15 protein-coding genes are annotated in these 12,831 nt (G+C 66.8%); 1 reads left to right on the top strand and 14 read right to left on the bottom strand.

The window, feature by feature from the left end; genetic code table 11:
* Positions 1-65: 65 nt before the first annotated feature.
* Positions 66-380, bottom strand: a complete 315-nt coding sequence (locus tag FOZ74_RS04205; RefSeq protein ID WP_146911901.1) for a DUF736 domain-containing protein — start codon at positions 378-380, stop codon at positions 66-68.
* A gap of 768 nt (positions 381-1,148) precedes the next feature.
* Here FOZ74_RS04205 and FOZ74_RS04215 point away from each other — a divergent pair.
* Positions 1,149-1,667, top strand: coding sequence for a GNAT family N-acetyltransferase (locus tag FOZ74_RS04215; protein WP_146911902.1), 519 nt, complete (start codon positions 1,149-1,151; stop codon positions 1,665-1,667).
* 152 nt (positions 1,668-1,819) lie between these two features.
* Here the strand turns inward: FOZ74_RS04215 and FOZ74_RS04220 are convergent, their stop codons facing one another.
* The 13 genes from FOZ74_RS04220 to FOZ74_RS04280 all read right to left on the bottom strand — a co-directional run bounded on the left by FOZ74_RS04220 (position 1,820) and on the right by FOZ74_RS04280 (position 12,307).
* Positions 1,820-2,005 (bottom strand): hypothetical protein, encoded by a 186-nt coding sequence (locus tag FOZ74_RS04220; protein ID WP_146911903.1) that lies wholly within the window; start codon positions 2,003-2,005, stop codon positions 1,820-1,822.
* Positions 2,006-2,068: 63 nt separating this feature from the next.
* On the bottom strand, positions 2,069-4,135 hold the full coding sequence (locus tag FOZ74_RS04225) for a ParB/RepB/Spo0J family partition protein (protein WP_146911904.1): 2,067 nt from the start codon (positions 4,133-4,135) through the stop codon (positions 2,069-2,071).
* Between the two features lie 90 nt (positions 4,136-4,225).
* The gene (locus FOZ74_RS04230; protein WP_146911905.1) at positions 4,226-5,056 is read right to left on the bottom strand and encodes a DUF932 domain-containing protein; all 831 of its coding nucleotides are present in this window, start codon (positions 5,054-5,056) and stop codon (positions 4,226-4,228) included.
* An 833-nt stretch (positions 5,057-5,889) separates the two neighbouring features.
* On the bottom strand, positions 5,890-6,318 hold the full coding sequence (gene cadR / locus FOZ74_RS04235; RefSeq protein WP_146911906.1) for a Cd(II)/Pb(II)-responsive transcriptional regulator: 429 nt from the start codon (positions 6,316-6,318) through the stop codon (positions 5,890-5,892).
* 24 nt (positions 6,319-6,342) lie between these two features.
* Positions 6,343-6,912, bottom strand: coding sequence for an SCO family protein (locus FOZ74_RS04240; RefSeq protein ID WP_349291077.1), 570 nt, complete (start codon positions 6,910-6,912; stop codon positions 6,343-6,345).
* Positions 6,913-6,953: 41 nt separating this feature from the next.
* Positions 6,954-7,616 (bottom strand): DsbA family protein, encoded by a 663-nt coding sequence (locus FOZ74_RS04245; protein WP_146911908.1) that lies wholly within the window; start codon positions 7,614-7,616, stop codon positions 6,954-6,956.
* Entirely contained in the window at positions 7,613-8,053 is a 441-nt protein-coding gene (locus FOZ74_RS04250) for a disulfide bond formation protein B (protein ID WP_146911909.1), read from the bottom strand. Before FOZ74_RS04250 ends, FOZ74_RS04245 begins: the two co-directional genes overlap by 4 nt.
* Entirely contained in the window at positions 8,046-10,175 is a 2,130-nt protein-coding gene (locus FOZ74_RS04255; RefSeq protein ID WP_186764655.1) for a heavy metal translocating P-type ATPase, read from the bottom strand. The genes FOZ74_RS04250 and FOZ74_RS04255 overlap by 8 nt, the downstream gene beginning before the upstream one ends.
* Positions 10,172-10,408 carry a heavy-metal-associated domain-containing protein gene (locus tag FOZ74_RS04260; RefSeq protein WP_222434182.1) on the bottom strand — a complete coding sequence of 79 codons (237 nt, stop codon included), beginning with the start codon at positions 10,406-10,408 and terminating at the stop codon, positions 10,172-10,174. The genes FOZ74_RS04255 and FOZ74_RS04260 overlap by 4 nt, the downstream gene beginning before the upstream one ends.
* Before the next feature lie 34 nt (positions 10,409-10,442).
* Positions 10,443-10,931 carry a methyltransferase family protein gene (locus FOZ74_RS04265; protein ID WP_255437779.1) on the bottom strand — a complete coding sequence of 163 codons (489 nt, stop codon included), beginning with the start codon at positions 10,929-10,931 and terminating at the stop codon, positions 10,443-10,445.
* Positions 10,918-11,433, bottom strand: coding sequence for a copper chaperone PCu(A)C (locus FOZ74_RS04270; RefSeq protein WP_146911910.1), 516 nt, complete (start codon positions 11,431-11,433; stop codon positions 10,918-10,920). The genes FOZ74_RS04265 and FOZ74_RS04270 overlap by 14 nt, the downstream gene beginning before the upstream one ends.
* A 227-nt stretch (positions 11,434-11,660) precedes the next feature.
* Positions 11,661-11,891: a hypothetical protein gene (locus FOZ74_RS04275; RefSeq protein ID WP_255437781.1), complete on the bottom strand. Its 231-nt coding sequence runs from the start codon at positions 11,889-11,891 to the stop codon at positions 11,661-11,663.
* A gap of 65 nt (positions 11,892-11,956) precedes the next feature.
* Positions 11,957-12,307 carry a DUF2958 domain-containing protein gene (locus FOZ74_RS04280; protein WP_146911911.1) on the bottom strand — a complete coding sequence of 117 codons (351 nt, stop codon included), beginning with the start codon at positions 12,305-12,307 and terminating at the stop codon, positions 11,957-11,959.
* Between the last annotated feature and the right edge of the window lie 524 nt (positions 12,308-12,831).

A 12,831-nucleotide genomic window follows, 5' to 3' on the forward strand; every position in this document is an offset into this window, starting at 1 on the left:
CGCCAAGTTCGGAACGAACCAACAGCGCAGCGCCCCGCCGTGTGGCGGGGCGCTGCGGGCGGCGGTCACGCCGCCTGGGGCTTGCTGCGCGACCAGATCAGGTCGTGCGTGCCGTCCTCGCCTTCAATCAGGCGGGCATAGACGGTGGCTGGGAACGATGGATCGTCGAGGGTCACGGAGATGTACTCCCGCCCGGCCTCGCTGGTCTTCTTCCACGCCGCGCCGATGTCGTGGCTGGCCGCCTGCAAGCGGAAGTCAGGGGCCTTCTCGTTGTCCCCCTTGTCGTTGGGAACCAGCTTGACCTTGACGTTGAGCGTCAGGGTGCGAAGCGTGCCGGCGAAGCCGTCTTTGTCTGCGGTGAAGGTGCCGATGTTGGCCATGATGTTTTCCTTTCGGTTGAACAAGGTTCGCGCCCATCGCGTCCTTGTTGTGATCCGGCCGGCGGGGGACGGGCTGGCTGCACCGCTTGCGGTCGAAACGTAGTGGAGAGCCGGGAGGCGAAAAGAATTTGCTGCGCGAGGAAGCCGCGCAGCGGCGGGGAAATTGTTTTCGCCGGACGGTTGCAGCCATGAAGCCCGAGGCGCAGCCGTGCCACCGCCAGGATTCACAACGAGACAAGGACGCCTTGGGCCGAACCGCTCCGAAAGGAGATGGGGCCGGCTCGGCATCCCCGCATGAAGGCTTCACTGGCTCGCCCGCTGACGCGGGCCAGGTCAACCACCCGACGACAGGCGAGAACGCCCCTGCCGCACCTTGCGGTGCCGGTCTTGAGGCGTGGCGTGGAAGCTCCATTGCGATGCCGGGCGGGTTGTCCGTGAACCGTCCTTCGTGACGTGACAGGCAGGAACCGCCAGCGTTGAGGACGGCACGCATTTGCACAACCTGCCGCAGCAAGCGCCAGCGTGTTCGCCAGCGCCGCGCCCATCGCGGCGGGGCGCTGGCTGGGCCGATCCGGCGTAGGCCGGTTCGGCGGTATCAAGGGGTGCCAAGCATCGCGCAGCGCCGCAGGCGCGAAGGCGTGAGGGATTGAAGCCGAATGGCCGTGACAGCGAAGTCGGCACGGGGCGAAGCCCGCAAAGCCCGGCGGCGCATCGCGCCGACACGCCCAGGCCGTTTTATGCTCTCAGGAAGAAAACCAAGACCAGTCCATGACCCTCCAGCTCCGACACGAAACCCCGGACGACGTTGCCGCCATCGAGGCAGTTACGGTGGCCGCCTTCGCCGATGCACCACATACCAGCCACACCGAGCAATTCATCGTGCGGGCCTTGCGAGCCGCCGGCGAACTGACGCTTTCCATCGTGGCCGAAGAACGTGGCCAGGTCGTCGGCCACGTCGCGCTGTCGCCGGTGACGATCACCGATGACCACGGGCGAGAGGCCCAAGGCTGGTACGGCCTGGGGCCAATCTCCGTCCTGCCGCAAAGGCAGGGAAACGGCATCGGTTCGCGCCTGATGGAACAGGCGCTGTCCGAACTGCGGGCCAGGCAGGCCGCAGGCTGCGTGCTGCTGGGAGATCCCGCGTATTACGCGCTCTTTGGTTTTGAGGCCCACGCGGGCCTGCAACTGCCGGGCGTGCCGCCCGGCCATTTCATGGCGCTGGCCCTGCACGGGCCAGTGCCGGAAGGCGTCGCGCACTACAGCGATGCCTTCAACGCCGCCGCCTGAGCGAGCGCGAAGGCGGCGGCGTTCTGATTCGGCTGTTGGCCTTGAACACCGGGCGCGGCCACCGCCGCGCCCGGATTTGCATTTCACCGCGCTCAAGACGGAACGGCCTGGGCGCGGTTCTGTTCGGGTTATTCCTTTGTCTCGATGAGCCACTACACGGCACGCGGCAAGGCGCGGCCCGTGATGGGGTGTATGTCGGTCAGGTCAGCGCGGGCTGACCAGCCCGAGGGCGGGCGGTAGCCGCGCACGTCGCCATCGCCGTGCCAGCGACGGGCGCGTACCGTGCCGGGAGCGTAGATCGCCGCCATGCGTGGGCGGCGGGTGGTGCTGCGGGTCATGGGGCGTTCTCCTTCAAGCGAAGCGCCCCGGTTCAAGGCCGGGGCGCTTGCTGTCGGCGCAGGTCAAGCGGCCAGTGCCACGGCGGATTCATCCGCCATTGCCTCGGCATCTTCCGTGGCGTCGTCCTGCGCCTGCGGTTCTGCCTGCGTGGCCTCCTGCGTGCCTTCGGTGGCGAAGATGGCGGGCATCCATCCGGTTCCATCCGCCAGCCGCTCGGCTTCGCTGGCAATGTCTGCCTTCTTCAACTTCGCCAGCCGGGTGACGTGTGACGGTGCGAACTGCTCCACGGCTTCCAGAATCGCGGCCTTCGGTACATGCCGGAAATAACCCTCATCGGTGGGCTTCCACCATGCAGCCATATCCAGCCCCACGGCCTGCGCCAGTTCCTCGCCCGGCCGCTGCCGCGTGGCGCGGGGTGTCACCACGTCCACCGTGACGGCCACGCATACCGCCAGCAGCCGCACCAGTTCGTCTTGCGACTTCGCCAGCAGCGCGGCGAACAGTTCGGCACTGTCCTCGGGCAAGGCTTCGCCCGCTACCTGTTGCAGTTCGCGCAGCGCCACGGCAGCAGGCGATTCCGGCCAGTCCGGGGCCATGCCTTCCAGCCGGTCTTGCACTTTCAGGCTCACGCCCAGCGGCAGGTCGTGGCCGTAGCGGCTTCCCTGCAAGACGGTCTGCACCATGCCATGCACCAGCGCGGCCAGCGCCACTTGCGGATGCCGGGCGACTTCGATTTGCAGCGCGGCGGTGCGGTGGGCGCTCAACCGTTGCGCCAGCCGGTCGGACATGGTGGCGGTCTTGGGCTGCCCGTCGCCGTCTCCGTCCTCGCCTTCGTCGTCGTTCCCGGCATCCTCGCCGCTGAAACCTTGGCGCAGGCGTTCCAGCGTGCGCAGCGCCTTGGCCTCGGCCTCGCGCATCAGCCCGCGATGAATCACGGCCTGCCCGTTGCGGTCGATGGTGACGATGGCACCGGCTGCGGCCTTCACGGTCGGGCTGTAGTCCTGCAAGCCATCTTCCAGCGCCTGCAACTGCTCGCCCACGGCTTCGCCTTCCTCTTGCAGTGCATCGGCCTTGTCCTCGTCCTCGGCTTCAAGCGCGTCATCCACGGCTGCGGCCAGTTCCTGCATCTTGGATTGCAGCTTCTCGATGCGCTGCGCTTCGCGCTTGGTCGGCTCGCGCCGTTCCCTCGGCGCACGCTGGAAAGCGTGCAGGTCGGCATGGGTCACGGCGGGCGCGGCATCCACCCACGCCCAGCCTTCGGCCTTCACCTCGGCGGCGATGCCCGCCAGCTTGTCTTGCGCCTGCCGTTCCAGCAGTGCGGCATCGGTCAGATACACGCCCGCGTCACCTTCCGCAAACAGGTCACGGCGCACGCCACCGCCTGCGGCTTCGTAGGTGTCCAGCCCGACGAAGCGCACCAGCGGATGCCGGTAGGCGTCGATTTCCCGCTCGGTGAGGCGTTCGCGCAGCGCGGACGGCTGGCGTTGCCACGTCGGCGCATCGTAGAAGGCGGCTTCCTGCGCGGCGTGGTCGTCGGTGATGGCAAGGGCCATCAACTGGTCAAGGCTCACGGCATCGGCCCGATAGTCGGCCATCAGGCGCGGCGAGACATTGGCGAGTTTCAGACGGCGTTGCACCACCAGCGGCGTGACGGAAAAATCCGCCGCAATGTCCTCGATGGGTCGGCCTTCGGCCACCAGCGCGGCGAAGGCTTCAAACTGGTCTGCGGGGTGCATGGCTTCGCGCTGCACGTTCTCGGTGAGGCTGGCGGTTCGGGCCGTGCCATCGGCCACCAGCAGGCAAGGCACCTCCCATTCCTTGCTGATGCGGTGCTTCTTCGCCAGCAGCTTCAACGCGGCCAGCCTGCGGCCACCGGCCACGACTTCGTAATGCTCGCCATCGGCGGATGCAATGACGATCAGGTTTTGCAGCAGGCCCACGCGCTGGATGCTCGCGGCCAGTTCGGGGATGGACATGCGCGGGGTCTTGCGCACGTTGCGGCCCGTGGGTCGCAGCACCAGTCGCGATAGCGGAACCAGAATCAGGTTCTTGGTCGGGTCGGCGGCTTCCAGCGGGATAGCAGTGGCGGCATTGACGGCGCGGGCTTCGGTTTGGGTGATGGCGTTCATGGTGATAACTCCTAACGGTTCAGGGATGCAGCAGCGAGGGATGCGGCAAGGGCTGCTGCCTGCCCCTGCCGGGTTGGGACACAGGGGGAATCAGGCTTTCAACTGGCGCAGGCCATCGGCCAGCATCCAGAGGGCGCGATTGAGGCGCACATCGGAATCAATGCCCTGCACGGGGCGGGTCTGCTGGCGGCGTCCGTTGGCGCTGCGGCCATGCAGTCCGCCTTTGGTCAGGTTTTCTTGCGTGCGGTTGAACACGCTCCACAGGTCGGGGCGGCGGTCGTCGAACCGGCGCGGCATCAGGATTTGCGATTCGGTGATGGGTGCGGGCTTGTTGTCGGTGGGGTCGTACTTGAGGGCCAGCGCAGCGCGGGCGAATACTTCGGCTTCGCCATCTTCCAGCGTGATGCCGCGCATCAGGTCGCGGGATTCCTTCACGCGCTCGAAGCCGCTCAACACCTCGAAAGCGCCTTCGATAACGGAACCGGCCACGTCGCCTTTGTGGGGCACGCGCACATCGGCCACGGTGTCGCCGCACACAAGGCCATTGCTGCACACGAACCGAAACATGCCGGCCAGCATCTGATAGCTGCTCGTGCCATCGTGCGAGTTCAGCAGCACGATTTCATTGGCTTCCGCGCCGTTGATCTGGCTGGCGTGGCGCAGGCGAATCATGTGCTTGGTGTGCTCGCGCTTGCCTTCGTCGCGCACGCGGGTCTGCGTCACCATGAAGGGCTGGAACCCTTCTTTGCGAAGCTCGGTCAGCACTGCGGCGGTGGGGATGTAGCTGTACCGCTCGGAGCGGCTTTCATGCGGCGCGTCCGCGAAGATGGACGGCGCTACGCGGTGAATCTGGTCATCGGACAGCGGGTAGTCACTGCGCAGCGAGGGGGAGCGGGAAGCGAATCGGGATGCGAGTTGCATTTCATTTCTCCTGACAAAGAAAAAAGGGTTTGCTGTTCACCGCACACCGGATTCCTAGATTCGGAGCCCAGCCTTTCGGCTGTTTGGTGCGGTCGGCACGAGGAACCCGGTTGGCCCTGTTGCCACCGTCTTTCCTGAGTTCATCGCCCGCGACGGTCAGGAGCGCGCGAACGGGTGCCGTCAAGGAGAAAAGCGCAGGGTTGGTGCGGCCCGCAGGCGCAGCCGAGGACACGGCCCTGCGCGCCTTGATGGCACACGGGCGCGGGCTACAGTCGCGGACAAGGTGATGAAGTCAGGGGAGACGGCTGGACATGGCAACGGCCTTCCCCTTGCGCTGACTGCACGGCAAGCGAAGCGCGCAGGCCCGGATCTGGAAGCCGGGCCGAAGGCGTCAGCCGAGCGGAGCGAGGGAACGATGGAAGCCCGACAGGGGCGAGACGCCGTAGGCGGCTCGATGCGCTACGCGCACGACAGCGCGACCGGCCATCTCCCAGGTGGCCGGGGACGCTCAGACCTCAGAGTCCAATGAGCAGCACACCCGAGATCGGCCCCATGACCCAGGCATGAGCAGGTTGGCTGCACTGTCTGGCCGAGCTGGCGCAGCCGGTTCGGCGGTATCGAGGGGCGCCAAGCATCGCGCGGCGGGGATAGCCCGCAGGGCTTTCCCCTGGAGGCAAGCGAAGCGCGCAACGCCGCAGGCGTGAAGGCATCGCACGCACGAGTGGGATGCAAAAAGGGGCGTCTGCCGACGCCCCAAGGCCGGGTCAGACAACGATGCGCCAGGCCAGTCGCGCATCGCGCGCAGGCGCTCAAACGCTTGTTAGCCCGGAAGACTATGTGTCAGCGGAACAGCATGCGGGCCTGGATTCACTCGACGCATCCATGAACGCCGCGAGGATGGCGCAGTCGTGCGAGGTATCGCCGTCGCAGCGCGCACGCAGCGCCACCAACTGGCGATCCAGATCGCGCAGCGCCTTTAGGCGCCGCCGTACATGCACGATGTGCTTGTCCAGCAGCGCATCCACCTGGGCGCAGGACTGGGACGGCGCAGCCGCGAAGGCCAGCAGTTCGCGGATTTCCGGCAAGGGGATGTCCAGCGAGCGGCAGTGCCGGATGAAGCGCAGCCGCTCCAGATGGCGCTCGGCATAGAGCCGGTGATTCGAGGACTCACGCGCCGGGGCTTCCAGCAACCCCTCGCGCTCGTAAAAGCGCACGGTCTGTACGTCGCATTCGGCCCTGGCGGCCAACTCACCGATCTTCATGGCTTGCGTCCCTGTCTTGGCTCTTCAACGAGCCGCCTTCATCAGCGTGCGCAGATCCTGCGCAACCTCCTGCGGCGTCTGCTCGTGCCGGACTGCCAAACGCAGCCGCCCCTCGACATCAAGGATGTAGGTCAGTGCCGTGTGGTCCATCGTATAGGCGTTGCCCGTTGGCACCCTGGCGTAGTGAATCTTGAATTCCCTGGCGACCGCCTCGGTGGCCTGAGCGTCCCCGCGCAGAGCGATGAAGCCGGGATCGAAGGCGGCGGTGTAGCTGCGCAGGACTTCGGTCGTTTCGCGCTCGGGATCGACCGTGACCAGCAGCACCTGCAACTTGTCGGCGTCCGGCCCCAGCAGCCGGCGTACTTCGACGGCTCGCGCCAGCGCGGTGGGGCACACGTCGGGGCACTGCGTGAAGCCGAAGAACAGCATCACATAGCGGCCCTTGAACTCATCAAGCGTGCGTGTGCGGCCTCCTGGATCCTGAAGCGCAAAGGTGCGTCCGAAGTCCGCCCCCGTCAGATCGATGGCCAGGTAGCTCGGCGGACTGCGTTCACAGCCGGCCAGCGCCAAAGCCACCATGGCGCCGCCGGCCATGAGCCAGCTTCGGCGTCCGCTGCGCCTGTGCCACTTGCCGCTCATCGCGCCTGGCGGATACGCTCCGCCTCACTTTTGACCATGTCGAGCAGCACGCGCGGGTCCGGCTCGGGCAACGGCTTGCCGTTGACGAAGAAGGTGGGCGTGGCGCGCACGCCCACGGCCTTCAGGTCCGCCACGTCCTGTTCCAGCAGCTTGTCCACTGCGCCGGTATCTACGTAAGCGCGGGCCTGTTTCAGGTCCAGGCCAGCGGCGCGCGCGAACTCCCAGGCCCGCTCGGTGGCCGGGGTGCTGTGGCTGGCCCATACTGGCTGCGATTCCATCAGCGCATCCATGATCGGCTCGAAACGCTGCTGCTGGCGCGCCGCTTCGAGGATCTGCACACCGGCAATCGATGGCTCCCGATGGAAAGGCACATAGCGGATCACCAGCCGCACATCCTTCGGATAGGCCGCAAGGATCTGCTTGACGTAGGGGTAGAAAGCGCGACACGCCTCGCAGGCTGGGTCGAAGAACTCGACGATGGTCACCGGCGCGGTGACCGGCCCCAGGACAGGCGAGTGCTCCCGCACCATCACATCGAACTGCGCGGCAGCCTGCTCGGTCATTTGCTGCCGCTCGTGGCGCTGGTAGAGAAAGACGGCAGCGGCAAAGGCCACCAAGGCAACAAGCGCGGTAAGGATGACGGTGGTGCGTCGGGTCATGTAGAAGTCCTTGAACGGGTCACGAGAAGCAGCACGGCGATGGCACAGAAGGCCGCCAGCGCCAGCATGGGCAGCGGCAGACCGCCCAGGATGGTCATGTCGGCGCTGCTGCACGACACCCCCTGGCTGCACGGCGTGATGCGCTCGGGGATCACACCCAGGTAAAGCAGGCTGTGGAAGGCCGCCACCAGCGCGCCGCCGACGGCCAGCGGCAGCGCGTAGCGCCAGACGGCCCCCTCGATGCGCAGGGCCGCCACGCCCAGCACGATCGCCAGCGGGAACATGAAGGCGCGCTGGAACCAGCACAGGTTGCAGGGCGTCTGGCCCATGACCTCGCCGACGAACAGCACCGCGAGCGAGGCGAGCAAGGCGATCAGCCAGGCCGCGAACAGTGACGCCCAGGCGGTGCGGTTTGCCTGAACCGCTGCATCAGTCATCAGTGGCTCCCCGGTTGCGGATCAGCCGCGACGAGTTGGCCAGGATGCCGATGTCCGGAATGGATTGAAGCGCCGCCGCGTAGATGGGCGGCAGCAGGCCGAAGGCCGCCAGCGACAGTCCCACGAGGTTGTACAGCGCGGTGAAACCGATGTTGGTGCGCACCACGCCCATGGTGCGCCGCGCGATGCGCACGGACTCGGCCACGAGCCGCCAGTCCTCGCGCATCAGCACGATCTGCGCCGCCTCCATCGCCACGTCGGTGCCGCCGCCCATGGCGATGCCCACGTCGGCCTGGGCCAGCGCAGGGGCGTCATTGACGCCATCGCCGACCATCACGACGCGGTGGCCCTGTTGCTGCCATTCGCGCACGATGTTGATCTTGTCCTCGGGCAGCAGGCCGGCCCGGTAGCCCAGGCCCAGCGGCGCAGCGATGGCGGCCGCCGTGCGCTCGTTGTCGCCGGTCAGCAACTCGATGCGCTGGATGCCGGCAGCGCGCACGGCGGCCAGCGCGTCGGCCACCTCGGGGCGCAGCGTGTCTTGCGCGGCGAATAGGCCGGCCAGTTGGCCGTCCACCACCATGAACAGCAGCGTCTTGCCTTCGCCTTCGAGGCGCTGGGCTGCGTCGGCGGCGGCGCTGGCACCGGTATTGGCGCTGGCATCTTCCAGCATGCGGCGGTTGCCGATCTGCACGGTCACCCCCTCCATCTCAGCGCGCACGCCGCGCCCGGGCAGTGCCTCGAAACGATCTGGCTCCTGCGCGGGCATGCCGCGCTCTGCGGCCAGGGCGCGCACGGCCTCGGCCAGTGGATGCTCGGAATGCTGCTCGGCCGCAGCGGCCAGGCGCAGCAGCGTGTTTTCATCCAGCGTGCCCAGCGGCACCACGTCGGTGATGCGCGGGTTCCCGGTCGTCAGCGTGCCGGTCTTGTCCACCAGCATCACGTCGCACTGCACCAGGGCCTCGATGACCTTGCCGCCCTTGATCAGCAAGCCCTGGCGCGCGGCGGCGCCGACCGAGGCCATCATCGCAATGGGTGTGGCGAGGGCAAACGAGCATGAGCAGGCGACCACCAGCACCGCCACCGTGGCGAGGATGTTGCCGCTGAGCAGCCAGGTCAGCAGCGCGATGGTGGCGACCACGGGCAGGTACCAGGCGCTGAAGCGGTCGGCCACGCGCTGCACCTTGCCGCGGTTGGCCTCGGCGTCCTCCACCAGTTGAAGGGCGCGGCCGAAGGTGGTGTCGCGGCCGATACGCTCGGCGCGCAGCTTGACGTGGCCGAGCCGGGCCAGCGCGGCCGCATAGACCCGATCACCGGCCTCGGCCTCCACGGGCATGCTCTCGCCGGTGATCGCGGCCTGATCCAGTGTGGCCTGGCCTTCGAGCACCACGCCGTCCACCGGCACGCGCTCGCCTGGGCGCACGATGACCACATCGCCCGGCACCACGGCCTCGATGGCGACCTCGCGCTCCACGCCATCGCGTTGCACGCGCGCGGTTTGCGGCACCAGCGCGGTCATCTCCTTGAGCAGCTTGCGGGCTCGCTCGCTGGTGAAGCGCTCGGTGAATTCGCCGACGCGCATGAAGAACACCACGATGGCGGCCGTGGCCCACTGGCCGATGGCCAGCGCCGCCACCGCGCCCACGCTCATCAGCGTGTGGCTGGTGACCTCCCGGCGCAGCGCGCTGGCCAGCACGTCCTTGAAGATCGGGTAGCCGAAGGCCAGCACCGCCAACAGGCCGGCCCACCAGGGCACGCTCTCGGTGATCTTCTCGAACAGGCCCAGGCCCTCGCCAATGACCACCACGAACAGGATAGTGCCGAACAACAGGCCCAGCGTCGCAAAAAGCTGGCGTTGCAGCGCCTTGGCTTGCAGCAGGTGGTCCGGGGCCTCGTCCTCTGGGGCAGCCATCGGTTGCGGCACCGAGAAGCCGACTTTCTCGATGGTGGCGCGCAGCGCATCAGGTGTCGCCGTGTCGGCATCGAACTGGATCACCGCCTTCTCGGCATTGAGCAGCACATCGGCGGTTTGCACCCCCGGCACGCGCATCAGGGCGCGCTGTGCCTTGCGGGCGCAGGCCGCGCAGTCCATGCCCGAGACGGGCAACTCCAGGGTCTGGATCATGGCTGCGCGGCCGGCACGTCGAAGCCGGCGTCCTCGATGGCCGTGACCAGTGCCTCGCGCGTGACGCGAGCGGGATCGAACTGCACCACGACCTGGGGCGGCGCCAGCGAGGCTTGGGCATCGGCCACGCCGGGCAGTGCGCGCACGGCCTTGTCCACGCTGCGCACGCAGCCGCCGCAATCCATGCCGGCCACGGGCAAGGTAAGGCTTTGCAGGTTGGAGGTTTGGGTCATGGGGTACTCCTGATGGGCACTGGAAGATGAGGGTTCAGAGCCAGCGCCGCACCAGCGCGGCGTAGGCATCGAAGTCGCTGCCGAAGCGTTCACGCAGCGCGGCTTCCTCGGGCTTGATCTGAAAGACGGTCAGGTAAACGGCGAAGCACGGCAGCACCAGAAGCGCCGACAACTTGGCCAGGTACAGCGCCCAGGCCAGCAGCATGAGCAGAAAGCCCAGGTACATTGGATTGCGCGTGTAGCGGTAGATGCCGCGCACGACCAGCGACGTGGCAGCGGTGGGCCGCATGGGGTCCACGGTGGTGTGGGCCAGGCGGAAGGCCAGCACGCCGGCCAGACAGACGGCGGCGCCCAGCAACGCCAGGGCGATGCACAGCGTCATGTGCCAGGGGCCAAGACGCGGCAAGGCAGCGATAGGAGGCAGAAGCCACATCGCCAATGCGGAAAGCGCCACCAGTGCCAACGGTGGCACTTTCAAGGCCAGCGCCGGCATGGGCTGCGGGGAGCGGTCAATGCTTCCCATGATGGGCCGCTCCTGCCTTGCTTCCGTCCGGCGCGCTCGTGGCGCCCATCGGCGCCGCCACCAGTTCGATCTTGACCTTGCCCGCGCGCTCCAACACCAATGTCACGGGCACGCGCGCGCCTGGCCGGATGGGCTGGGCCAGGTCCAGGAACATGATGTGGGTGCCGCCGGGCTTGAACTCGATGGTCCTGCCCGGCGGCAGCGGCACACCGTCTTTCTGCCAGCGCATGCGCGCCACGTCACCGACGGTTTCCATTGTGTGGATCTCGGCGCGGCCGGCGATGGGAGATGCAACCTCGATCAGCCGGTCGGCCTCGCGCCCTTCGTTGGTCAGCGAGAGATAGCCCGCGCCGGTCGGTACGGCGGGTGGGGACGCTCGCGTCCAGGGGCGGTCGATACGTATCGAACCCTGCCGGTACTCCTGCGCCCAGGCACCTGCCGCCACAACAAGCGACAAACCCAAGATCAGCGAGCCAGGGAAGCGACGGAATGGATACAGCATGGGTTGGCCTTCGCCTTCAGTTCAATCAGTGTTCGGACGGCGAGCGGAGGGCGTTCTGCCCCAGCATGCCGACCATGTGCAATAGGTTCGGCTCAAGAGCATAGAACCTATAGTAGATATAGATGCAAGCTGAAATTTCGAGTGGACGGCATGGTCATCCCGACTAACATCTGCACTCCCTATGAGGCAAACGCAGCGCACAGCGCCTCGGTAGGGGCGCGAAGGCATCAGGCCGAGTTGTCAGGGCGCAGGCTGGATTCCGCAACAGACACGACGGCGAAGTCGAGTTCAGCAGATAGCGTGCTGGGTTGGAGAACCCAGTGACGCAGCGACGGAACTGCACAGATCATCGCGTCACCGGTCTTGACGCGCAGAGGCTGGCCGTTCTCCGGCGCGAATGGCTTGAGCGCATCGTGCTGCGCGGTGATTTCGATGATGTAGTCGTGATGGCTGCTCATGGCATTGATCTCCTGTGATGGTCGAGAAAGCGCAAGGAGCGCCTTGCGGCGCTCCAAGGGCGAAGTCAGACGACGATCCGCCCGGCCAGCCGCGCATCGCGCGCGTAGGCGCTCAACCGCTTCTTGGCCTGAAAAGACAGGTCGCGCTCGATCGGCAGGCCCAGCCCGCCGCGCACGGTCGCCAGCTCGTTCAAGCTGACCCAGCCGATTTCCGGCTCCCCCAGGCCCAGGTCGCAAAGGCCGAAAGCGTGGTCGTGGTCATCGGGATCAATCTCGGTCAGCAGCCAGGTCGCGCCGCCGTCTGGCGTGAACAGCTTGACCACCGGGGCCGGATCGAAGTCCGGGCCCTCCAGCGATGCGCGGCCGTTGGCCAGCAGCACGATGCGCTGCTCGGCAGTGATGAGTACGTTGTTCATGGTGAACTCCTGAAAGGTTGCCGGGCGGAATTGCCCGACCCTTCCGGGGCACGGCGCAGCGCGAGCAGTCAGGGGTCAACGACGGCCGCCAGGACGCAAGCGCGCAGGGCGCGCGCAGCCCTTGACAGCGAGAACGTGCGACCTGAGGTCGCTTGAATTTCTGTTTCAGGAGGAAGAAATGACTTGATGAAACCGGCTGTTCCATCAGCTGTTCCCTACCCGGACATGCGGAGCTGGCAACGGCTCGGTGTGAAGCTCCGGGGACAACGTAGCCGCCGGTCTAACCGGTACGCCGAGCCGCGAGGCAAGGTGGAATCTGCTAGCACAAATGCGGATCGGAGCAAGGGATGGATGGGTACGACCAACACATGTGAACGTCCGCAAAAGCGCCGTAACGTCTATCGAGCCAAATGTGCTGACAGGCTCGAACCAAAAGGTACGCGGCAAGGCATGGTCTTCGTTCTCTGGACCATCATGGACAGGAATGCCGCCGGCGCACAGGACGGGTCCGCACCATCCGGAAA

Origin of the sequence: Comamonas flocculans (assembly GCF_007954405.1) — a bacterium.
Taxonomy (GTDB): Bacteria; Pseudomonadota; Gammaproteobacteria; order Burkholderiales; family Burkholderiaceae_C; genus Comamonas_C; species Comamonas_C flocculans.